Origin of the sequence: Lacticaseibacillus rhamnosus (assembly GCF_900636965.1) — a bacterium.
Lineage (GTDB): Bacteria > Bacillota > Bacilli > Lactobacillales > Lactobacillaceae > Lacticaseibacillus > Lacticaseibacillus rhamnosus.
Map to the genome: position 1 here is coordinate 1,850,764 of NZ_LR134331.1, position 24,796 is coordinate 1,875,559.

The following is a 24,796-nucleotide window of genomic DNA, read 5'->3' on the forward strand; positions in this document are numbered from 1 at the left end:
TGTTTTTTATTTAGCCAAACGTCGACGCCGAGCGCGTTCAAACACCTTCACGATCTCGACGATCACAATCATCGTCACGCCCGCGCCAAGAACCGTTATCCACTGATGCCAATCAAGGGTGGTGACATGGAAAAGCCCGTTAAAGCCCGGAACCAGAATCGTCACTGCCAGCAACAGGAAGGATGCCAGAATCGCCCAGTTGAATGCTTTATTCCGGAATGCACCCACTGTAAACAGGCTTTGATGGATACTCTTAACGTTAAAAGCATGGAAGAGTTGGATCAAGCCTAAAGTTGCATAAGCCATGGTCAAAGCATCCGCATGCATCGCCGCTTCACCGCTATGGACCGGATAAGTGATAGCAATCCAGTAAACGCCCAATGTCAACAAGCCTTCAAGAATCCCTTGCCAAATCACGGCCGGGCCCACGCCGCCAGAGAAGAAGTTGGACTTCCGCCCGCGCGGTTTTTGCTTCATAATCCCTGGCTCAGTCGGTTCCACCCCAAGTGCAATCGCTGGGAAGGTATCCGTCACCAGATTAATCCAAAGAATGTGAACCGGCGCTAAAATATCCCAGCCTAACATTGTCATCATGAACAAGGTCAAAACTTCACCAAGGTTAGCCGATAAGAGATATTGAATCGCTTTTTGAATGTTGGAAAAGACTTTTCGGCCTTCTTCAACCGCGACCACAATCGTTGCAAAATTGTCATCGGCCAACACCATGTCCGAAGCACCTTTTGAAACTTCTGTCCCGGTGATACCCATGCCAATACCGATATCAGCTGCTTTTAACGCAGGGGCATCGTTAACCCCATCGCCGGTCATGGCAACCACTTTGCCTTTTTTCTGCCAAGCATTCACAATTCGAACCTTATGCTCTGGTGCAACCCGTGCGTACACGCTGTATTTGCCGACATTCTTAGCAAATTCTTCATCGCTTTGTTGATCAAGTTCGGCACCGGTAATAACGGCAGCATCATCACCTTGATCAATAATGCCAAGGCGGACCGCAATCGCTTCGGCCGTGTCGCGGTGATCACCGGTAATCATCATTGGCCGAATACCAGCCGATTTAGCTTCCGCAACCGCTGCTTGTGCTTCTGGCCGCTCCGGATCAATCATCCCGACGAGCCCTGCAAAAGTCAGATGTTGTTCAACAGTTTCTGAGTTAACCGTATCCGGAACCGCATCGATTACCTTATAAGCCATCCCCAGTACTCGCAAAGCCTGGGTGGCCATGTCTTTATTTGCTTTCAAAATGGCATCGCGTTCACTGTCAGACAGAGGCGCAACGTTATCACCGGTGGCTAAATTCGTCACCCGCTTAAGCAATTCGTCCGGTGCGCCTTTCGTGGCAACCAAGATTTTACCATCCGGGCGGCGATGAAGCGTCGTCATCAATTTACGTTCGGAATCAAACGGTACTTCAGCAATCCGCGGTTCTGCAGCAAGTTCCTTAGTAAGATCAAAGGACTGGGTTTTACCATAAGCAACTAGCGCTGTTTCAGTCGGATCGCCTAATAATTGACCATCATCTTGAACCTGCGTATCGTTGGCAAAATTCATGATGGTCATCAAAGGATTGCCACCGTGGATACCTGCGCTGGCAGCGTTCAACTGGCCATCATAATAAACTTTTTCAACCGTCATTTTGTTTTGGGTCAGTGTTCCGGTTTTATCACTGGCAATGATGTCGGTACTACCCAAAGTCTCAACTGCTGGCAGTTTACGCACTAATGCATGCCGCTTTGCCATTTTTTGAGTGCCCAATGCCAAAATGATCGTGACAATAGCCGGCAACCCTTCCGGAATAGCGGCAACAGCCAGCGAAACCGCGGTCAGGAACATCTCCGGTAAACTGGCGGCATTACGCCAAATCCCGACTGCAAACACAATGACAGCAATAACAAGAATCATCACCGTCAGCGTCTTCCCAAGACTCTTGAGATTTTCTTGCAGCGGGGTGGTTGTTTCCTCGGCAGAATTAATCATACCGGCAATCCGGCCGACTTCGGTTTGCATCCCGGTTGCGACTACAACGCCAACCCCGCGGCCATAGGTGATGTTACTGTTCATGAAGGCCATGTTGGTCCGGTCACCAATACCAACATCCGCACCCGTCAACGGTTCGCTGGTCTTATCGACCGGTACGCTTTCACCGGTTAGCGCGCTTTCTTCGATCTTTAAGTTAGCACTTTCCACTAACCGTAAATCAGCAGGTACCACATCCCCTGCTTCCAACAACACAATATCACCTAAAACCAGCTGGCTGCTAGGGATCGTGAGTACTTGATCACCCCGACGAACATGCGCGTTAGGAGTGGACATTTCTTTAAGCGCATCAATGGCCTCTTCAGCCTTGCTTTCTTGGAAAACACCGAAAACCGCGTTCAATAAGACGACCGCGAGAATAATACCCGCATCGGCCCATTCACTTAATAAGAACCCGGCAATCAAAGCAGCAGCTAACAGGACAATAATCATAAAGTCCTTAAACTGATCCAAAAAGCGCGCCAACATGCTCTTCTTTTCAGCCTGGGCGAGTTCATTTGGCCCATTTTCATTTAACCGAGTCTGAGCGGTTTCCTTAGATAGTCCAGTCAATTGCGTTTTTTCTTCTTGCAAAACTTCTTGACTGCTTAATGCATATGGCGGTTTCTTTGCCAAAATAGTGCCTCCTTCTTTCTTTGGGCCGGTAGCCAAAAAGAGACTTATGGCCTACCAGCAGTAGATCCATAAGTCTCACTATTTAAGACAACACCAGACATAGCCTTGTTGGTGACGTTGTCGCAGATATGCTCTGCTAGTTACTCCCCTAGGTTGAGTAAAGTATATCAGGTCTAGGCAGGCTTACGCAAGTTCCTGAGTAGTGAGCGCGAACCGGCGCGGTTAGAAGTCGGAGTGTAAGTGGCCTTAAACGTGATGGCCCGGGTTTGGCCATTGCGTTTAAGGTCCTTACACGCAGACTTCTGCGCCGGTGAGCGCGTTATGGGCATAAAACAGAACAAAACGGCCTCAAACGTGATGGCCGGGCTTTGACCATTGCGCTTGAGGTCCTTACACGCAAGTTTCTGCGCCGGTGAGCGCGTTATGGGCATAAAACAGAACAAAGTGGCCTCAAGCATGATTGCCGGACTTTAGCCACTGTAGCTAAGATCCTTTCGATTTTAATCAAGCTCACTCACCCCAACGTTTGAAATAAATGCACTGCCAGATCATGCAAATTTAGCGCATGTGAATTGTAATTACTTAACAGGATGATCGCATTTTGACCATCGTGACTGATTGCAGTCGATGCCATTTGACCAGCGACAACGCCATGAGTTGAATAAAAATCTTGATGATTATAGATGCCGGCTGTATAAACGCCATCGTCACGGTTGCGCAACGTCTTCAAAGCGGACAAAGTAATCACTTTGCCGCTGTCTATCCCGCGCAATAGCCGATAAAGATCACCAGTCGTCGTATACATGTTGCCGGTACCGAGCTCGCGGTTATACCATAACTCCGGTTCGCCGATAAAAGTCTGATAAGGATTGGTGACGGGACCTGTATACGTTAAAGAACGGTTTGAATCTGTCAGCATCGCCGGTAAAAAGCCGGTGTGCTTAAGCTTTAGGCGTTCAATAATATCGTTTTTTACTTGTTGTTCATAGGATCGCCCGGCGACTTTCTCGATCACACCGGCTAGTAAAAGATAGTTCACCGGTTGATAGGCATAGTTTTGTTGTGGCAAATAGGTCATGTTGGCAATGGCCCAACGGATAATATCCATATCACCCATCACGGCAGGTTGATACTTCTTAAGGGCAAAACCGCTGCGCATGTCAATCATCATCCGCAATGTTACTTGATCGCCAGTTTGGATGCCTGACAAATACTTGCTAACCGGATCGTCTAATCGTAACTTGCCAGCTTCAACCAGCTGCATCACGGCAACTGCGGTAATTGCTTTTTGAATCGAGCCAATTTGAAACAAAGTCGTCGGTCCATTAAGCCGCTGCGATGCTTGATCGGCGTAACCCACACCACCGTTGAAGATGACCTTACCATGTTGAATCACCAAAGCACTGCCGATAAATTTGTCATTGGTCAAGGCCTCTGAAAAAGATTGGCCTGCTTTGGTTTTAACCGAACGATCCAATTTTTCGTCAAATAACGCTGCTTGTGTCTTGGCCGTATCTTTGCGCGTTACTTTTTCACGATACTTTGATGGCTTGACCCGTGCCTGACGTTGTGAAGCTGAATGATCTTGCTGCCAGCCAAGAACAGTCCCACCTAATAGCAATGCAGCCAACCCCAAAACAACGCCCACCCAAATCATTTTTCGACGATGCAACACGTTTTCATCCTCCCATTTATTGCTCATCAAAGATACCTTAAAAGCAGACAAAAAAACAGCCACGACCCTCAATAAAAGCAAAAATTTCATTGAAGTTAGCTGTTTTTTGGGTTATTTCCAAAATGTATCGAAAACAGTGATTGGCAAATGTCGTTTGTGAGCAGTCTTCTGGTACCAACGCTCGATGGTTTCAGCAGCTTGGTCGCTAACTTGTTTGCCTTCAAGATAGTCATCAATATCGTGATACTTAACCCCAAGCGCCACTTCATCTGGCAAGGCCGGGCGATTGTCTTCAAGGTCGGCTGTTGGCGCCTTTTGATACAAATGAGCAGGTGCCCCTAGCGTCTTCAACAATGCCGCGCCTTGCCGTTTGTCTAACCGGTAAAGTGGGGTCAGATCCGCACCGCCATCACCGAACTTGGTATAAAAACCAGTGACGGCCTCAGCTGCATGATCGGTTCCGATCACGGCCCCTGCCATGTTGCCGGCAATCGCATACTGAGCAATCATGCGCATCCGGGCTTTAATATTGCCCTTGTTGAAATCAGAAATAGCCGCACCATTGGCTTCAACAGCACTTACCATCGCATCAACACTTGGTTTGATATTAACCCGTTTAACCACATCGGCTTGCATAAACTCGATGGCCGCCATCGCATCCGCTTCATCGGCTTGTTCACCATAAGGCAGGCGCACTGCTACAAACTGATAAGTATCGTCACCGGTTTCTGCCCGCATCTCCTGCATCGCCTTTTCGGTTAACGTTCCGGCAAGCGTCGAATCCTGCCCACCGGAAATGCCAAGGACATAAGTTTTTAAAAAGGTATTCTTCTTAAGATAGGCTTTTAAAAAATCGACACTCCGGCGAATCTCTTTTTCCGGATCAATCGTTGGCTTGACACCTAATGCTTTAATAATTTCTGCTTGTAATGGACGCATTATTTCACTCCTTTAATCATATCAAGAAATAGACTTTGTGCGAGATCTCGCGTTATCTGACCGGCATTAGCCATGAGAACCACTGCATTCTGCCCGCTACTATCCATCACCGTTGCCGCCGAGTGTGCTGCCACAACGCCATGCGTCAATGTGTAGCTGCCAAAATTATAAACCCCGGCTGTATATTGACCTTGACTTAAATCGCGTAATTGCATGACGGCGGATCGACTAATAATTTTACCTTGGTTAATTCCGGCCATAATCTGATATAAGTCACCGGCACTAGCATAAATATTACCGGTGCCCAACTCGCGGTTATAACTCAATGCTGGCTCGATATAACGCTTTGAATACGGATCAGCCTTGGGACCATTATAGCCAAAAGCCTGATTTTGTTCACGATATAATTCAGGCATGAATCCTGAATGAGTCAAGGCTAGCCGCTTAAAAATTTCCTGTTGAATCAAATCAGCATATAAGCGGCCGGTAACTTTTTCAATGACACCCGCTAATAACACAAAATTAACCGGTTGATAATCATACCGAGGTGTTTCGTAATTCAAGTTGGCAATTGACCAGCGAACAATGCCGGCATCGGAAAGTTTTGCCGGTTGCGCACGAGGTAGCGTTAGCCCGCTGCGCATATCCAGCATCATTCGCAATGTCACCTTCTTGCCAGTACGAATCCCGGTAAAATAGTGACCGATCGGATCGGATAGTCGCACCTTGCCTTGTTCAACCAGTTTCATCAAAAGCACTGCCGTCAGTCCTTTTTGGATTGAACCAATTTGATACAGTGTCTCGGGACCGTTTAAGCGCCCCGAGTCTACATCCGCATAACCCAGACCGGTATTAAGTATGACCTTACCCTTGCGCATCATCAAAACCGTCCCGCTAAAATGCGCCGCCTGCAATTTTGCCAATAGCGGCTTAGCATCCGGCGAGTCAACTGGTTGCATCAATTTATTAGTGGTACCGGTATCGGCTTTTGCCTGGTTTTGCAGCCGCTGCTCAATTGCGCGATGGCGATTCAGCTCGGTTTCATATTGACGCCGCGCACGCTCTTCCTTGGCGGCTATCTGCGGACGAACATACAAATAATCATAACTGCCATAAATCGCAATGCCGGCGATGACCCCGATAACAAGGCCTAACAACAGCCACCGGCCCCAACGCCGCTTTTTTGTCTGTCTCACGCTATTTCCTCGATTATTCTTCGCGATCAGCCACTGCAGACTTCACTTTTTTAATCAAATCCATCTTGTTATCCCAAACCCGCTGCGATAGATCAACCGGATAATCTTGTGGATTCAAAATTCGCCGATACTCATCCCACAGCGCGTTGGTACTGCGCGTTGCATAAGCCTGAACGTCGGCTAGCGGCGGGGTTTGATAAACCTGCTTTCCCTGATCATAAATAAGTTGAAGTAACGGCTTGGCCTCAAAATTCTTAACCGTCTTATTGATATATGGAAAATTCGGATGAAACATATACAAACTACGCTCTGGATCAATCACTTCGTCTGCCAGTGCCACATAATCACCTTCAGACTTGCCATCATCACGCCGCGTAATTCGCCAGACTTGTTTTTTGCCAGGCGTCGAGACTTTTTCTGCATTATTAGACAGTTTGATCGTATCGTGCATCTGCCCAGTGCTGTCTTCAATCGATACCAGCTTAAACACAGCACCCAACGCTGGTTGATCATAAGCCGTAATGAGGCGAGTTCCGACTCCCCAAATGTCGATTTTGGCGCCTTGCATCTTCAGATTTTGGATGGTGTTTTCATCAAGGTCGTTTGAAGCGTATATTTTGGCAGAAGTATAACCGGCATCATCTAACTGCTGCCGAACACGCTTGGAAATAAACGCCATATCACCACTGTCGATGCGCACGCCGAGAAAATTGATTCGATCTTTAAACTCATTAGCGACTTTGATCGCAGCAGGCACGCCTGATCGCAACGTATCATAAGTGTCAACTAAAAAGACCACGTCGCGATTACTTTCGGCATAGGCCTTAAAAGCCTCATAGTCATTACCATATGCCTGGACCAATGAGTGCGCATGCGTGCCACTGATCGGAATGCCAAATTCCTTACCTGCTAACACGTTACTTGTAGCATTAAACCCGCCAATATACGCCGCCCGTGTGCCCCACAAAGCTGCCGCCGTCTCCTGTGCCCGCCGCGTCCCGAATTCCATGAGCGGATCAGCACCGGCCACACTACGAATCCGCGCTGCTTTCGTTGCCACAAGCGTTTGATAATTAATCATATTCAAAACCGCGGTCTCGACCAACTGCGCCTGTGCCAGCGGACCTTCAATCTGCCAAATCGGCTCATTATTAAAAACCAAATCGCCTTCCAGCGCCGAACGAACGGTACAGGTAAATTCAAAATGACGTAAATAATCAATAAACGCATCCGAATAATCGGTCTGGGACTGAAGATAAGCCAAGTCGGTTTCCGAGAACTTGAGATGATTCAAGTAATCAATCACATGCTCTAACCCGGCAAAAACCGCAAATCCCGAACCAAAAGGCAACTCACGAAAGAAAACTTCAAAAACAGCATGACGTTCACTGATTCCACGTTCAAAAAAAGTGTTCATCATATTCAATTCATAAAAATCGGTGTGGAGTGTCAATCCTTCACCCAATTGTGTGGTCATCATCTTTCCCCTTCCAGAGACATACTAATGGGAGCCATCGTTAAGCATTGAGCATTTAATTTAATAATATAGCTATTGATTATATACTAAGTGGGCAATAATTGCAGAGCGCGAACCGGCGCGGTTAGAAACCGGAGTGTAAGTGGCCTTAAGCGTGATGGCTGGGCTTTGGCCATTGCGCTTAAGGTCCTTACACGCAGGTTTCTGCGCCGGTGAGCGCGTTATGGGCGTAAGCTAGAACACAAGTGGCCTTGGGCGAGATGGCCGGGCTTTGGTCATTGCGTCCAAGGTCCGTATACGCGGATCTCTGCGCCTGCGAACGCGTTATTGTAAAAGCGTGAACGGCGCTTACACACGGCTTCTAAGCTGGCAATAACATTACAGCAAGCAGGCTTTTCTTCCACCCTCCAACCCAAAAAAGCCAGAAAACAAAATCGCTTCTGCTTTCTGACCTCAGATCACCTTATTACTTTAACGCTCTAAATAAAATTCAAACCTTTCGCCAACATACTGAGTACGTACATATTCAAACGGTGTTCCATCCTTGAGAAATGAAACTTGACGCAACCGTAAAATGGCATCGCCGCGTTTGATGGCTAAGTATTCAGAAATTCGTTCGCTAGCCAACATCGCACTGACCGTTTGTTGTGCGCCGCCAAGAACATAACCGCCTTTTTTCTCCAGTGTATGGTAAAAGCTGGCTGTCATTTCTTTTTTGGTAAAACCTTTCACAAGATCGTAAGGCACCGCTGCGGTTTCGAAACTGATCGGTACCTTATCGGCATACCGAATTCGTTCCATCCGCAACACCTGTTCAGCAGGCGCCAGTTTTAGTTTCTCTACCTCGGAACTTGTCGGCTGGGCGACATGATATGAGACCGTTTTGCTGGAAGGCACCTTGCCTTGGGCCTGCATCAGATCCGTAAAGCTAGTCACACCGGACATTTTTTCCTGGACCTTCTGATTAGCCACATACGTCCCTGAGCCAACCCGTCGTTCCAGAATGCCTTCATCCACCAGCGTTTGAATGGCCTGCCGCAATGTCATTCGCGATACCTTAAACGTGACGGCTAAATCGCGTTCAGACGGAATTCGATCGCCTACCCGCCATTTACCGGCTTCGATATCAGCACGAATGGCGTTATGAATTTGAATATAAACTGGCACATCCATCCTCATCGCCTCCTCTTTTTATGGTTTAAGCTTCCGTATCGTGTTTCTCACCATAACTGTAGGTCGCGATCAAATCATGATTGCGATCCAACATATTAATATCTGCATCTTTACCAACTTCAAGTGTTCCCTTTGAAGTGAGGTTAAATTCGCGTGCTTGATTGACAGAGGACATTTCAACTGCATCGAATAAGGAAGCGTCCATGAAACTCATGGCATTTTTAAACGCATCCTTATACATCAAAACGGAACCAGCAAGTGTCCCATCGGCTAAGCGAGCCTGCTTATCTTTAACATAAACGGTTTGGCCGCCTAATTCGCTCTTACCTTCTGGCATGCCTTTACTACGCATGGAATCCGTTACCAGTTCGATGCGTTCCGGTCCCTTTTGATCAAAGGCGAGCCGTAACATATCCGGAACAATGTGGAAGCCGTCGCAAATGAGTTCACAATACATGTTATCTTCCAGCATTGCATGGCCAGTAACGCCGGGTTCACGATGCCGTAAACCACGCTGAGCATTGTACAAATGAGTGACGTGGGTCGCCTTACTTGCTAGCATTTGTTCCCGCGTCGCATTGCTATGCCCAACTGATGGGACAATGTTATGCGCCAAAAGGTAGTCTTCGAATTCACGCGAGCCTTCATCTTCAGGTGCGTACGTAATCAGCTTAACCAAGCCGCCAGACAATTCCTGCCACTGTTTGACAAGATCAATATTAGGATTCTTAATATATTCTTCTGGTTGTGCCCCTTTGAAGACCTTACTGATGAACGGGCCTTCCAAATGAACGCCTTGAATAATGCGATTGCGTTCCGCTGCTTGCTTGACCCCACGCATCGCCTTATCAATGTTTTCAGTCGATTGCGTCATGGTGGTGGCAAAAAGGGTGGTGACCCCTTCATGAGTCATCATTTTAGTTGCCATTTGATCGATCTGATCAGCATCGCCATCCATGGCATCAAACCCATAGCCGCCGTGTGCGTGAACATCAATGAATCCTGGTATCAAAGTTTTACCTTGAACGTCAACGACCTGTTCGCCAGCCTGTGCTTGATAATCAAACATATCGCCGACTGCCAAAATCTTGTCATCAAAGCGGATGTACCCGTCTTCAATCCGTTCTAATCCTGTATAAATCGTTGCGTGTTTCAATACCGTAACCGTCACAATACCACTCCTAATTATTTAAAGTCCCGAATATCACCAATTAGTATAACCGGTATAGACCAGACTTGCAAGCTAGCCAACCGGTCGGCCACCTTTATCAACCGTGACGATCTTTGGCAATCGTTGCATCAACGCCTTTGACAACCGCAGTCATGAGTCCAGCCTCTTCCATCGCCAACAACCCGGCAACTGTGGTCCCACCCGGACTAGACACTTGATCGATCAAATCAAAGGGCGATTGATCGCTGGCGAGAACATTTTTGGCACTGCCCATCACCGCCTGAGCAGCGATGGCCGTTGCCTGATCCTTCTCCAGACCATATTTGACCCCCGCGCGCGCCAGGCTATCAATAAACAAATAGATAAACGCCGGAGATGAACCAGCTAAAGCGACAAACGTTGAAAACTGTTCCTCAGGCAAGGACACGGTCTTTCCTAAAACATTCAACAAATCCAAAAGGCCATCTAATTGACCAGCCACCGCATCGTTAGCCGCATAAGCAATCATCCCGGCATTAATCGCAACATTAACATTCGGCATAATCCGCAAAACCGGTTGATCGTGACTGCCTAATGCCTCCTCGAGTGTCGCCACGGAAACACCGGTTAGCATCGAGACAACCGGAACATGCCGTTTTTTTAACGTTGATCCAATCGCTTGTAAAATCGGTTCGCCTAATTTTGGCGATACTGCCAGAAAAACAATATCTGCAGTCTCCGCAACTGCCTGATTACTAGCCAATGCTTTTGCACCGATTTTGGCGGCATATGGTTCATAATGAAGCGGCTGGCCGCCATGTAAGACAATATCTGTTGGTGCAACTGCCTTTTTAGCCAATAAACCACTTATCATTGCCCGCGCCATATTACCGGCACCGATAAATCCAATTGTCATTCTTATTCTCCTTTAGCCATCTGCGGTTGTGCTTGATGGGCGTCAAACCAATCCACAATTGCCTGCAATCGTGCCACTCGCAAATTCGGCAACCCGCTGCGGGACAAATCATGATTTGACTTTGGGAAACGCATGAACTTGGTTTCAACACCATGCAGTTTCAGGCCAATGTAGAACTCTTCGCCTTGGCCGATGGGGCAGCGTTCATCATTTTCACTGTGCATCACAAGCGTCGGTGTTCTGGCATGATCAATGTGAGCTAATGGTGAAAAATCCCAAAGCCCTTGCACATCTGACAAATCGCCAGTCCACTTTCCCTCTAGTTCCCACGGTGTAAAGTAATAACCGATGTCACTGGTACCATACATACTCAGCCAATTGGAAATCGAACGCTGGGTTACCGCTGCTTTAAAACGATGCGTATGGGTCACAATCCAGTTAGTCATAAACCCGCCATAAGAACCGCCAGTGACAAATAGACGTTGCGGATCAATTGTTGTATCGAGCTTTAGCGCTTCATCAACCGCAGCCAAGCAATCTTCATAATCGCCTTGCCCGTAATGTTTAATGACAGCGGCCGTAAATGCCTCGCCGTAACCTAACCCTCCACGCGGATTCGGACAAATCACGCCATAGCCTTTTGCTGCCAAATATTGCATTTCATGGAAAAAGGTATAGCCATATCCGACTGCTGGGCCGCCATGGACATACAAAATTGCCGGATGCGAGGATGACGCCTGTTGCGGTGGAAAATACCAGCCCTCAATCTCAAAACCGTCTCGTTGAAAATTAAACGTCTGAGGGTTAACTAAGCCCAAGTGACGTGTTACCTGACGATTCGGGTCATACAGAACCTGCTCTTCTTCCGATGCCAAATCAAAATAAACCAGCCGACTCGGAATGGTCATCGTACTCTCAGTGAAAATCACGCCACGATGATCAGGTGTCAATGCAAAGTCCGTCACGTGACGCCGACCATCAATCAAAGGCGTCAACCGCTCGTCAGGCCCGCCAGCATACAGACTCATTTTGCCATGATCGAAACCACGAGCCAGATAATAATCTGCCGTCACAAAGTCGGCCACTTTACCGGACAGATCCTGCTGAAAATCACTATTAACATAACCGGGAATGTCAAAATCTACATCATCGGCAACGTCTTGCAATTCATGATTGGTTAAATCATAGTGCCACAGATGATCCTGCGAGACATTTGGCAAATGATTATCCGATCCCACCAACAGCAGCTGCTGCCCATCAGCCGAAAACGCCTCAGGAGACAGTGCCGCTTGTGGTAAATGTTCATTGACCATTGTGATTTTTTGACTCGTCAAATCGAACAAATAAGTCGCCTGACTAAAATCATTAGGATCATCCGGTAACCGCTCGGCTGCAAAAGCAATTTTTTGCCCATCAGGCGAAATCGCTCCCAAGTCAAAATCATGTTGCCGCTTCATAATCAGGTGGCTGGTCTTTTGCCGCCGTTGCTGAATTCGCAGTTCATAAGTGACATTTTCCTTTAGCAAACCGACACCATTCAGCTTATACGGGGCGCGAGTGACCGTTACCGGTTGCGGTTTTTTCGCATCCGACTCGGATATTTGCGGTTTAGCGCCTACCGTTGTCTGCAGCAAGAGTGCCTTGCTGTCAGGTTGCCAGCCAAAATTGGTCACGCCTTCCTTTTCATTGGAAAACTGCTGCGCGCCACCCCCGTCAATCCGCTGAAGGAAGACTTGCGTTGTTTTGTCAGCTGCCTGACTAAGAAAAGCCAGCCATTGCTGATCCGGACTGACTTGCGGATGACGATCGTGCTTCTGATCAAACCCGTAAGTCGTTTTTTGGCCGCGGCGATTGACCAAATAAATGCGTTGATAATAAGTATTATCTTCTTCTGAAATTCGATTCTCCTGAACAAAAAAACCGCGATTTGTTGCAATTGGATACGACAGCGATACCAATTTAAAAAGATCCGTTGCTGCAATTGCCATACACTCACACCCTTCTTTGTCATGCTTTAAGCGTAGCGGTTGGGCTATACCATGTCAATCAACTGGACCGCTGAATTTAAAAATGAATCAAATATTTAAAAATCATCAACAGGTATAGCCAGCAAAACAGCCGACAAATGAGACAAAACGTCTCACTTGCCGGCTGTCAGTTTCCGAAAATCAACTTTCTATGATGAGGTTTCCCTATCATTCATAACTGCAACTTCTTGAGCTTAAGAACCTTGATCTCAACGCCTAATGTGATGCTTTCTTTTTGGCGAACAACAATCCTGAGAACAGACTCAGCAACGCACCTAGGATCACCATCCACAGAGATTGTTGCTCCCCTGTTTTCGGAAGGTTGCCTTCTGTTGAAGTGATAACTTTTGTTTTAGGTGCTGCAGGCTTCTCAGGTGCCTTAGTCGTTGGCAAAGGTGTTGCTTTGGTGACTTTTTGTCCCTTGCCGGCACGATGTTGATCGTTAATCGCCTTAATACCGGCTGCTTTGGCTTGGTTCACCGCATCAGCGTTACCAGCTGCGTCAATCGCTTTCTTTGCTTTATCAGCTTCTGCGGCAACTGCTTGCTTTTGCGCTGCCTTTTCTGCATCAGTCAATGTTGGATCTTGATCAATTGCCTTGATGACTTTAGCAGCTTCGTCGTCAATTGCCTTTTTGGCCGCATCTTTTTGCGCCGCGATGGTTTGACCGGAGCGGTGCTGGGCATCAATGGCCTTGATACCAGCTGCTTTGGCTTTGTCTACTGCATCGGCACCTTTTGCCGCATCAATGGCTTTTTTCGCTTTGTCAGCTTCTGTTGCAACTGCTTGCTTTTGCGCCGTTTTTTCTGCGTCAGTCAATGTTGGATCTTGATCAATTGCCTTGATGACTTTAGCAGCTTCTTCATCAATGGCTTTCTTAGCGTCATCTTTACGGGTTGCAACTGCTGTACCTGATTGATGTTGCGCGTCAATTGCTTTGATACCGGCGTCTTTGGCGGTCGTAACCTCCTCGATATTTTTAGCCTGATCAATTGCCTGTTTTGCTTTACCGGCTTCTGTCGTCACTGCCTCTTTTTGCTGTTTCTTGGCAGTAGCGGTCAAAGTCGGGTCCTGATCAATTTCACCTTGAACTTTGGTAGCTTCAGCATCAATCGCTTTCTTAGCTTCGTCTTTGCTTAGGTCAAAAGCTTTACCAGAGACGTGTTGAGCATCAATGGCCTTAATACCGGCATTTTTTGCTTGGTCAACCGCTGAAGCATTAGCAGCAGTATCAATCGCCGCTTTGGCCTTTGTTGCTTCGTCTGCAACGGCTTGTTTTTGACGCTTCTTTTCTGTTGCTGTCAGTGTTGGATCCTGCTCAATAGCTTGGCCTACCTTTGCAGCTTCGGCATCGATGGCTTTTTTCGCAGCAGCCTTACGATCGGTGAGCGCTTGGCCGGACTGGTGCTGCGCGTCAATGATCTGAATGCCTTTGGTCACTGCTTGATCAACGCCATCAGCATTGTCGGCAGTATCAATCGCCTGCTTAGCTTTCTTGGCCTCGTCAGCAACAGCTTGCTTCTGAGTGCCCTTTTCGCTGTCCGTCAACGTTACATCATGGTCAATGGCTTCGCTTACTTTAGCAGCTTCTTCATCAATGGCTTTCTTAGCAGCATCTTTCCGGGTTGCTAGTGCTTGCCCGGATTTGTGTTGCTGGTCGATCGCCTTGATGCCAGCCTTTTGTGCCTGGTCAACGGCATCAGCATCACCGGCTGCATCAATTGCCTTCTTGGCCTTGTCAGCTTCAGCGATGACGGCCTGCTTTTGTGCTGCCTTTTCAGCATCGGTCAGTGTTGGGTCATGATCGATCGCATCAGTTATCTTAGCAACTTCTCCATCAATAGCTTTCTTAGCGTCATCTTTACGAGTCTCGATGCTTTGTCCTGACTTGTGTTGTTCGTCAATTGCCTTGATACCAGCAGATTTTGCCTGATCAATAGCATCCGCATTTCCAGCTGCATCAATCGCTTTTTTAGCTTTATCAGCCTCATCAGCAACTGCCTGCTTCTGCGCTTCTTTTTGAGCAGCCGTCAAAGTGGCGTCGTGATCAATTGCATCAGTAACTTTACCGGCTTCAGCATCAATGGCCTTTTTGGTGTCATCTTTTCGTGCATCAACTGTTTGTCCTGACTTGTGTTGCTCATCGATAGCCTTGATGCCGGCTGTTTTTGCCTGATCTACAGCATCCGCATCGCCTGCAGCGTCAATTGCTTTTTTAGCTTTATCGGCTTCAGTTGCTACCGCTTGCTTTTGTGCTTCTTTTTGGGCAGCGGTCAGAGTTGGATCCTGGTCAATCGCTTTAATCACCTTAGCCGCTTCGTCATCAATCGCTTGCTTAGCGTCATCATGACGGCTATCAATGGTTTTACCGGCTTTGTGCTGAGCATCGATGGCTTGAATCCCGGCTGTCTTTGCTTGATCGACAGCATCGGCATCCCCGGCAGCATCAATGGCTTGCTTAGCTTTGTCGGCTTCTGTCGCAACCCCTTGTTTCTGGGCAGCTTTTTGGGCTTTGGTCAACGTGTTATCCTGATCAATCGCTGCCGTCACCTTGGCTGCTTCAGCATCAATGGCCTGCTTGGCATCGGCTTTCCGATTGTCAAGAGATTGCCCGGAGTGATGTTGGGCGTCAATCACTTTGATCCCGTCATTCTTGGCCTGGTCGACTGCATCAGCCTGCTTAGCCGCATCAATCGCTTCTTTGGCTTTAGTCGCTTCATCGGCAACCGCCTGTTTCTGGCTTGCCTTTTCATTCGCGGTTAAAGTTGCATCGTGATTAATAGCAGCTGTTTCCTTTGCCGCCTCGGTATCAATGGCAGCTTTAGCATCACCTTTCCGATCTGCGAGTGCCTGACCGGACTGATGCTGAGCGTCGATTGCTTTGATACCATCACTTTCAGCTTGCTTGATGCCATCAGCATTACCAGCTGCGTCAATGGCCTTTTTGGCTTTGTCTGCCTCAGCGATCACAGCCTGCTTCTGGTCAGCTTTTTGCGTTGCCGTTAACGTCACATCTTGATCGATCGCCTTACTTACTTTGGCCGCTTCAGCATCAATGGCCTGTTTGGCTTGCTGCTTTTGCGTATCAAATGGCGTTGCGGACTGGTGTTGCGCGTCAATGGCTTTAACGCCAGCAGTTGTTGCTTGAATCACTCCATCGGCGTCAGAGGCTTGGTCAATGGCCGCTTTTGCTTTCGTTGCTTCATCTGCCACGGTCTGCTTTTGTGTAGCCTTTTGGTCGGCTGTCAAAGTGACATCCTGATCAATCGCTTCACTAACCTTGGCCGCTTCGGCATCAATTGTTTGTTTGGCCACCGCCTTTTGCTTATCCAATGCTATACCAGACTGGTGTTGGGCATCAATCGTCTTAATCCCATCTGCCAGTGCTTGATCAATCGCATCGGCCACTAACGCAGCATCAATAGCAGCTTTAGCTTTAGTTGCCGCATCTGTGACTGCTTGTTTCTGTGCCTTTTTTTCAGCGGCGGTTAAAGTTGGATCTTGGTCAATCGCTTTGGTTACTTTTGCGGCTTCAGCATCAATAGCCTGCTTGGCGTCATTTTGGCGCGCTTTAATTGCTTGCCCAGACTGGTGCTGAGCGTCAATCGCTTTGATGCCGTCTGTTTTAGCTTTGTCAACGGCGTCAGCATTTTGCCCTTTGTCGATCGCTTGCTTTGCGTTATCGGCTTCGGTTGCAACTGCCTGTTTTTGCGCCGCTTTTTCTGCCGCTGTGAGGGTTTCATCTTGATCAATGTTGCCCGTTACTTTAGCCGCTTCGGCATCAATGGCTTGCTTGGCAGCGGCTTTACGATCGGCAACTGCTTGGCCAGCGTGATGTTGGGCGTCAATCGCTTTAACCCCGCCAGTTTTGGCCTGGTCGACTGTATCAGCCTGTTTAGCCGCATCAATCGCTGCTTTAGCTTTAGTTGCTTCATCCGCAACCGCCTGTTTCTGGCTTGCTTTTTCGTTCGCGGTTAAAGTTGCATCCTGATCGATGGCAGCTGTTTCTTTTGCCGCCTCGGCATCAATCGCCTGCTTGGCATCACGCTTCCGATCGGCGAGTGCCTGACCGGATTGATGCTGGTCATAAATTGCTTTAACTCCCGCATTTTTAGCTTGATCGACCGCGTCAGCATTGCCAGCCGCATCAATGGCTTGATTGGCTTTAGTGACTTCCGCGGTAATCGCCTGTTTTTGCGCTGCTTTCTGGGTCGCGGTCAGCGTCACATCCTGATCAATCGCGGCCTGCACCTTATCAGCGGTTTCCGCAATTAGCTTTTTGGCTGCTTCTTTGCGTTCGTTCAACGCCAACCCGGCTTGGTGTTGGGCATCAATGGCCTTGATACCATCCGCTTTGGCTTGGTCCACCGCGTCGGCATTCTTAGCGGCGTCAATGGCAGCCTTAGCTTGCGTTGCTGCATCAGCGACTGCTTGCTGTTGCGTTAGTTTTTCCGCTTGCGTCAAGGTCACATCTTGGCCAATAGCCGCAATCACTTTAGCTGCTTCCGCGTCAATCGCCTTTTTGGCATCTTCCTTGCGGGTGTCTAAAAGGGTGCCACTTTGATGGACGGCATCAATGGCTTGGATGCCGGATGCTTTGGCCTGATCAATAGTGTCCGCATTCTTAGCTGCATCAATCGCCGTCTTGGCTTTGGCTGCTTCATCTGCAACCGTTTGCTTCTGAGTGGCTTTCTCGGCGCTGGTTAACGTGACATCTTGGTCAATGACCTCATTAATTTTAGTAACTTCGGCATCAATGGCTTTTTTTGCATCAGCCTTGCGCGTATCTAAAAGGGTGCCTGACTGATGCGCATCGTCAATGGCTTGAATGCCTGCTTTTTCAGCCTGAATTACACCATCGGCATCCTGCGCCTTGGCGATGGCATCTTTAGCCTTGCTTGCTGCAGCAGTAACGGTCTGCTTTTGGGCCGCCTTTTCTTGGCTCGCTAAAGTAGGATCTTGATCAATCGCTTCGCCAACTTTGGTAGCTTCTGCGTCAATGGCCGCTTGTGCATCGGCTTTGCGCTTCGCTAAGTCCACGCCCAGCTGATGTTGCCCATCGATGGCTTTAATCCCATCTTCTTGCGCTTTGGCGATTTCATCAGCATTCCGCGCCGCATCAATTGCGGTCTTGGCTTTAGCAGTTTCATCGGCAACGCCTTGCTTTTGCGCCTTTTTTTCAGCACTGGTCAAAGTCGGGTCTTGATCAATCGCCGTTAAAACTTTGGTTGCTTCCTTGTCAATTGCCTGCTTAGCCTTGGTTTTCTGGGTATCTAACTCTGTGCCAGTTTGATGTTGCGCATCAATGGCTTTAATCCCGTCAGCTTGGGCCTGAAGAATGGTATCTGCGTTTTGAGCCTGGTCAATCGCTGCTTTGGCTTTAGCCGCTTCGTCAGCTACTGCCTGCTTCTGGGTCTCCTTTTCGGCACTGGTTAGCGTGTCATCTTGGTTGATGGCATCAGTTATTTTGGCCGCTTCATCATCGATCGCTTGTTTAGCACTATCTTTACGGGTCGCCAAATCGGTACCTGCCTGATGTTGGGCATCAATTGCCTTGATGCCATCATCTTTCGCTTGGATCACCCCATCAATGGTCTTCGCTTGATCAATGGCGGTCTTAGCCTTGGTAGCTTCATCGCCAACGTCTTGCTTCTGGGCCGTTTTGTCTTTGCTCGTCAGAGTTGGGTCTTGATCAATAGCATCCTTGACTTTGGCCGCTTCGTCATCGATGGCGTCTTTGGCTTGAGCTTTACGCGTATCGAAGTCAGCGCCTTGCTTGTGTTGGGCATCAATTGCTTTAATCCCATCATCTTTAGCTTTATCGATGGCTTCAATCGTTTGGGCCTGATCAATCGCCGTCTTGGCTTTCGCGGCTTCATCAGCAACTCCTTGCTTTTGGGCCGCTTTTTCGCTAGTAGCTAAGGTTGAATCCTGCTCAATCTCAGCAGTCACTTTAGCCGCTTCGGCATCAATCGCCTGCTTAGCTTCTTCTCGGCGCACGTTGAGTCCGGTTCCAGGCTGATGTTGGGCATCGATTGCTGCAATGCCGGCATCTCGCGCCTGCTGAACCCCTGTTTCGGTTTGCGCTTGGTCGATTGCCGCCTTGGCCTTGGTTGCTTCGGCTGCAACGCCATCTTTTTGCTTTGCCTTTTCCGTTGCCGTTAAGGTCGGATCCTGCTCAATTTCAGCGCTGACTTTGGCGGCTTCGGCATCAATATCTCGTTTAGCCTGTTCCTTATGCGCGTTTAAAACGATTTCCTGAATGAGCTTGTCAAAGTCCTCGTCAACCGTGATGGGGTCGACTTTTTCTTTAACTTCTTCTTGAACCGGTTTAGGATCCTTGGCCGTGTCATCAATCGCCTTTTTCTTCATGGCTTCTAAAAGTTTGGCATTGAGCGCAGGGCCGAAATCGTTGTACTCAAGAATGCGAGTGGATCGAAATGCCGGGTGAACAGGGTGCTTCCCTTCCACTCGATTAGTTTCCATCCGAACGGCAATCCAATCCTCAGGCATAATCTTATGCGCCTGCATGTAGATGACGGCATCTGCTCGTCCACCTAGTTGGTGACTAACGCTTTTACCATCACTACCATCCCAGCGCCGTGCAAATTCTCTGTTCGCGTTAAGACTTGTAATAACCGCTGGGACCAGCCCATCAGGTGAAATCACAACCCGCTTAATTTTTCCTTCTAAGGCATCGTTAAACGAATACCCAAACTCCAAGTATCGATCCAAACCGTCTGATTCAAGCGAGCCGAACCGAATTGGAATTTTGAAGGTATCCGTACCTTCGTCATATACCACGGCGTCGTTGCTATATTGGAATGTGATGCTATTTATAAGCTTCCTATAGCTCGAACCATCGGCACCACCCAAATGGATATCACCAGCCTGGGGCTTATTCGCTGCCAATACGACACCGCTTGAATCCCAAAGACCCATTGAAATCAGTCCCGTGGCTAATAGTAATATCAGTCTCCCCTTTTTCACTTCAACATGCCTCCCCTTTATTAAACCCAAAACAGCAAACAATTAACGTAATCCCTGCCTATTCTCAAAATGTTTGATATAAATTATTATATTTTGAGTGGCTGGTGCTTAATAATTGAAACAACAAGCATTATCTCTCTATAATTTATAGTGAACCCAACAATGCTTATGCAATATGACATTAGTATAAATAAATCAATGATTGGTTCTAGTTCAAAACTTGCCTAACGTTAGGCAAATTTTGACGGCAACAAACTACTTGGGGAGGTAGGGTTATGGAAGAGCTGTTAGAAAGTAGCCTACTCAAGCATTACGACATCATTAGTTTTCTGCTTGACAAGGATTGGATGACCATTAATCGGGTGGCTGAGGAAACGCGGATTCCTGCCCGGACGATCCCCCAAAACATCGGTACTATTAATCAATATATTGCACCGGCAAAAATCGAAAGTAGCCAACGGTATGGAATTCGATTGACTTATGACTCAGCACACAATCCCTTATATATCTATTCAGCTATTTATCGTCAGTCCACGCGTTTTCTGATATTAGAGCAAATTTTTCTACAACACTTTTTATCGATCGCTCAATTTTCTGAAGCACTTTATATTAGTGAATCAACATTAAAGCGCCATATCCAAGTTTTGAACCAGATTCTACCGCACTATGGCTTTCATATTGACACGCAATCTCTGGACATTATTGGCGACGAAAAGAAGATCCACTTTTTTTATTACACCTATTTTCTAGAAAGGTATTGGTTTATCGATGATTTTCTGCCACAGGATGAATTAAAACTGATTGATGCCATCATCTCAGAGTTTTTCGCACATTATCCGACACTGACAACCCCCAGATATCAGTCTTTTTCCTTTATCAACAAGTTACGCGCGACGATCTTCGTTTGCCTCAAACGCAACAGTCGCGGGCACACGTTTGAAAATGCGACCCCGGCAATTGAAAATGCAACCTTCTCGCCAGAACTACGCCAATCAATTGCACGCTGCTATAAGATTGACTGCTCCTCATTAGTTTTCTCGCATCTGTTTTATCTCTTTTTTAATCCGCGAAATGCTTGGTCTTACGCCGATCTGCTCACTAAAACACATCAGGATGCTGAAATTCGCGCGATCCATCGCGCACTTACGCATTTTCTTGACATGATCGTTGCAACTGAACATTTATCGTTGCCAAATCGCGAACAAGTTCTACTGCGCTTGTATAACGCCATCGAATATACGTGGGGCCCGCCAAAAATCCTGTACAGTCCGAGCGAGGCTTTCTTTGCGAGCATGAATCAATTTAGCAAGACTTTTATTCGTCACGCCAGACAGACACTGGTTACTGCACTGAGAAATGAAAAAGTCAACGTTCGAATCGATGATGCTTTCATCACCAAGCTGTTATTTACTTTGGTGACATCATGGGAAACACTGCCGCTGCAATTAGAGCAAAAAGCCCCGAAAGTCCGAACTGGGCTCTTCTTCAATACGAGTTTTGAGCATAGTCACTTTTTGCTGAATGAACTCAATTACCATTTACGTTCAAACCTCAAACTCGAGCTTGTTCCGGCCAGTACCTTAGCAGAGTTAAAAACCGTTGCCCGCCAATTTGACCTGATCATTACCAATCTCCCTTTACTCAATTTGCCAAATTGCCAGGTGGTCGCCATTCAGCCTCATCCCACGCCGGAAGACTTCGATAATATTTTGGCTGCTTATAATCGGATTATTAATGCCAAAAGTCTGGAAAGTTCCGTATCGTAAGCTCCCAACGACTTTTCACGGAACCGAGCGCATACAAAAAGCCGTTTGACAAAATCGCTATGTCAAACGGCCTTTTGCTTCTGATCGGTCCGATGTCAATCCGATATTTATGAAATGGAGGAGATAGGATTCGAACCTATGAACCCGAAGGAGCGGATTTACAGTCCGCCGCGTTTAGCCTCTTCGCTACTCCTCCATGCGATTGATATAAATCAACTTTAATAGTGTACAAAAAGAGGTTATAAAAATCAACCATTTTCAGGTGGTTTTTATAACCTCCGATACTTAATTTTTTGCTTAATCTGTCAAAGCTGCGGGCACTTCCAATGTGACTAATGTGTCGCGCCATTCCGTCAGCCAGTCGGTACTTTGCCATTCAAAAAGGCGTTTAAGACCATAGCCCAGCGGTTGATGATAATAAGTTGTCTTGCCTAGCAGCTTAGGGGCATCGCGAAAATGCTCGTGGCCAAACACCACGGCACTGGCCCGATTTGTCAGCAGATCGCCTAGTTTTGCCGATCCCATTAACGCGGTAGCCATCTGCCATGACAGGCGATCAACTGCGTACACCATCGCACCGAGAATCGGCACAAAATGCGTGGCATAAATGATCCGTTTGCCGCGATTGGCCACCAAAGCCGCTTTGGTGGTATCAAGCACCCGCTGCATCCGCTCTAAGTCACTTATCGGTGAGTCAATGGCGCTGTCGATCCAAAACGCTCGCTTCCACTGCGCATATTCAGCCGACGTTTTCGACTTTCCAAGTTGCGCAAGTGAATAATCATACCAACCGTTGTTTCCAACGATAACCGCATTCGTTCCCGGGACTGACAAAACCTTTTCGTGTAAATAAAGCGGGTCAACATCTGACTGAATTTCAGCATAGGTCGCACCCTTAACCATGTCGTGATTACCAGCTAAAAAGCGGATAATCACTTGATCGCCGACTTCCCGTTGCAATGCCTGATAGTACGCCAGCGTTTTCGTGAAATCGTTATACGTATCACCGGCATTGACGTAGACTTGATAGCCATGTTCAACGAGATAGGCTGCTTGGTGTTTCAACATTTCGAAACCATCAACATGATTAACATCAAAATGGTTATCCACACTGATCGCAACTTTTACCATCACCACACCTCCGTTAATTTACCGGTGCGCGCCAGTCTATCACCCGCTTAATTAACCCCTTGCATCAGCTTTTCAATGCGCGGCGTGAAAAAGACCAGTACAATCGCAAAGATAACTGAAACCAGGCCAACGACAGCAAAATAGGCAACTTCATGGCTTGGTGTATAGAAACGCACAATTTGCGCATTCACGGCCTGCGCCGATGCATCAGCTAAGAACCACATGCTCATCATTTGCGATGAATAAGCTTTAGGTGCCAATTTAGTCGTAACTGAAAGTCCAACCGGTGAAATCAGCATTTCGCCAATTTCCACAATTGCCCAGCTCATCACCAGCCACAAAGGTGAAACCTTAGCACTGCTGCCAAATAACAGGACCGGAATGACCATCCATAAGTACGACGCGCCGGCAAAAATCAAGCCCAGATAAAATTTCTTGGGCGAGGTCGGTTGGCGTTTACCGAGTTTCATCCATAACCAGGCAAACAATGGACCATATAACAGAATGAATAACGGATTCAACGTCTGAAAATTCCCAGGCAGGATTTTAAAGAATCCAAAGTCCAATTTAGTCTGTTGGGCGGCAAACAAAGCCAAAACAACCGAGCCTTGTTCCTCAATCGCCCAAAAGATCATCGCGGCTAAGAACAGCGGGATATACGCAATGACACGTGAACGCTCAGTCTTGGTCACCTTTTTGCTGCGGATCATCAAAATAAAGTACCAAACCGGCAAGCCGATCGCAACGATGGTGATCAAACTAATAACGTTTGCAATCGTCAAAGCACCTAGGCTTGCCATCACGGCTAAAATAACCGCGACAACCACCAACGCACCCACGACGCGCATCACCAGCGGCCGAATATCTTCCGGCTTTAACGGGTCAGGCGCCGTATTGTCAGCCGGATTAATATATTTACGCCCATCAATGACATAAAAGATCAGGCCAATAAACATACCGATCGCTGCCAACGAAAAACCAGCGTGGAAGTTAAACTTGTCAGCCATCCACGGCACAAAGATCGGTGCAATCAACGACCCGAAGTTAATCCCCATGACGAAGATACTGAAACCGGAGTCTCGGCGCAAATCTTCTTCAGGATACAAACTGCCAACCATTTCCGAGACATTTGGTTTAAGTAGTCCCGTCCCTAAAACAATCAGCACAATGGAGCCAAATAACCCCACCGCGCCAATTGGCAAAGACAACACAATATGTCCGAGCATGATGAGGACACCGCCCCAAAAGACAGTTCGCCGCGACCCGAGCAAGCGATCGCTGATAAACCCGCCAATTGTGGCACTTAAATAAACCAGTGATCCATAAATCGACATAATCGATAAGGCTGTGGGCTGGTCGAATCCCAGACCGCCTTTTTCTACCGCATAGTACATGTAGTAGATTAAGATCGCCCGCATACCGTAATAGCTGAACCGCTCCCAGAATTCGGTCATCGACAGCGTTAATAGCCCGCGGGGATGACCCATAAACGTGCGGTTCTTTGAATTATCCAATTGAAATACATCCTCTCGCTAGGAAATGATCCTCCTAGCTGCTCTCATGACACTTCCCTCAAAATGCCAATTGATAAGTAATCATTATAGAGGTATTTTGGCATGAAGACAAATGAAACCGTAAACATGACTGAGGCTTCTATGCCTTCATAGCATTTTTAAACCTAGGCTC

General features: G+C 47.6%; 13 protein-coding genes and 1 tRNA gene. 1 reads left to right on the forward strand and 13 read right to left on the reverse strand.

The annotated features are described in order from the left end of the window. Window positions 1-6: 6 nt before the first annotated feature. From EL173_RS09460 to EL173_RS09510, 10 genes are all read right to left on the reverse strand, one after another. Window positions 7-2,670: a cation-translocating P-type ATPase gene (locus EL173_RS09460; protein WP_014571409.1), complete on the reverse strand. Its 2,664-nt coding sequence runs from the start codon at window positions 2,668-2,670 to the stop codon at window positions 7-9. Between the two features lie 514 nt (window positions 2,671-3,184). Next, the gene (locus EL173_RS09470) at window positions 3,185-4,345 is read right to left on the reverse strand and encodes a serine hydrolase domain-containing protein (RefSeq protein ID WP_014571411.1); all 1,161 of its coding nucleotides are present in this window, start codon (window positions 4,343-4,345) and stop codon (window positions 3,185-3,187) included. A 111-nt stretch (window positions 4,346-4,456) separates the two neighbouring features. Beyond that, on the reverse strand, window positions 4,457-5,284 hold the full coding sequence (gene nadE / locus EL173_RS09475; protein WP_005689910.1) for an ammonia-dependent NAD(+) synthetase: 828 nt from the start codon (window positions 5,282-5,284) through the stop codon (window positions 4,457-4,459). Further along, window positions 5,284-6,480, reverse strand: coding sequence for a serine hydrolase domain-containing protein (locus EL173_RS09480; RefSeq protein ID WP_005689912.1), 1,197 nt, complete (start codon window positions 6,478-6,480; stop codon window positions 5,284-5,286). The genes nadE and EL173_RS09480 overlap by 1 nt, the downstream gene beginning before the upstream one ends. Window positions 6,481-6,493: 13 nt before the next feature. Continuing rightward, a complete protein-coding gene (locus EL173_RS09485; RefSeq protein ID WP_024305650.1) occupies window positions 6,494-7,957 on the reverse strand; it encodes a nicotinate phosphoribosyltransferase in 1,464 nt (487 codons plus the stop codon). Window positions 7,958-8,428: 471 nt separating this feature from the next. After that, window positions 8,429-9,130 (reverse strand): GntR family transcriptional regulator, encoded by a 702-nt coding sequence (locus tag EL173_RS09490; RefSeq protein WP_005685382.1) that lies wholly within the window; start codon window positions 9,128-9,130, stop codon window positions 8,429-8,431. Window positions 9,131-9,155: 25 nt separating this feature from the next. Further along, window positions 9,156-10,301 (reverse strand): N-acetylglucosamine-6-phosphate deacetylase, encoded by a 1,146-nt coding sequence (gene nagA / locus EL173_RS09495; protein ID WP_005685381.1) that lies wholly within the window; start codon window positions 10,299-10,301, stop codon window positions 9,156-9,158. Between the two features lie 97 nt (window positions 10,302-10,398). Further along, a complete protein-coding gene (gene proC / locus EL173_RS09500; protein WP_005689917.1) occupies window positions 10,399-11,196 on the reverse strand; it encodes a pyrroline-5-carboxylate reductase in 798 nt (265 codons plus the stop codon). 2 nt (window positions 11,197-11,198) lie between these two features. Beyond that, window positions 11,199-13,184, reverse strand: a complete 1,986-nt coding sequence (locus EL173_RS09505; RefSeq protein ID WP_005689918.1) for a S9 family peptidase — start codon at window positions 13,182-13,184, stop codon at window positions 11,199-11,201. A 255-nt stretch (window positions 13,185-13,439) separates the two neighbouring features. Further along, window positions 13,440-20,213 (reverse strand): DUF1542 domain-containing protein, encoded by a 6,774-nt coding sequence (locus tag EL173_RS09510; protein WP_015764543.1) that lies wholly within the window; start codon window positions 20,211-20,213, stop codon window positions 13,440-13,442. A gap of 275 nt (window positions 20,214-20,488) precedes the next feature. Between EL173_RS09510 and EL173_RS09515 the strand changes: the two genes are divergently transcribed. Continuing rightward, window positions 20,489-21,979 carry an AcpB/EbpR/MafR family transcriptional regulator gene (locus tag EL173_RS09515; protein WP_019728381.1) on the forward strand — a complete coding sequence of 497 codons (1,491 nt, stop codon included), beginning with the start codon at window positions 20,489-20,491 and terminating at the stop codon, window positions 21,977-21,979. 115 nt (window positions 21,980-22,094) lie between these two features. Here the strand turns inward: EL173_RS09515 and EL173_RS09520 are convergent. From EL173_RS09520 to EL173_RS09530, 3 genes are all read right to left on the reverse strand, one after another. Next, a tRNA-Tyr gene (locus EL173_RS09520) sits at window positions 22,095-22,175 on the reverse strand. Window positions 22,176-22,276: 101 nt separating this feature from the next. Next, entirely contained in the window at window positions 22,277-23,110 is an 834-nt protein-coding gene (locus tag EL173_RS09525) for a metallophosphoesterase (RefSeq protein ID WP_005689921.1), read from the reverse strand. Between the two features lie 47 nt (window positions 23,111-23,157). Continuing rightward, window positions 23,158-24,624 carry a peptide MFS transporter gene (locus tag EL173_RS09530; RefSeq protein ID WP_020752256.1) on the reverse strand — a complete coding sequence of 489 codons (1,467 nt, stop codon included), beginning with the start codon at window positions 24,622-24,624 and terminating at the stop codon, window positions 23,158-23,160. Between the last annotated feature and the right edge of the window lie 172 nt (window positions 24,625-24,796).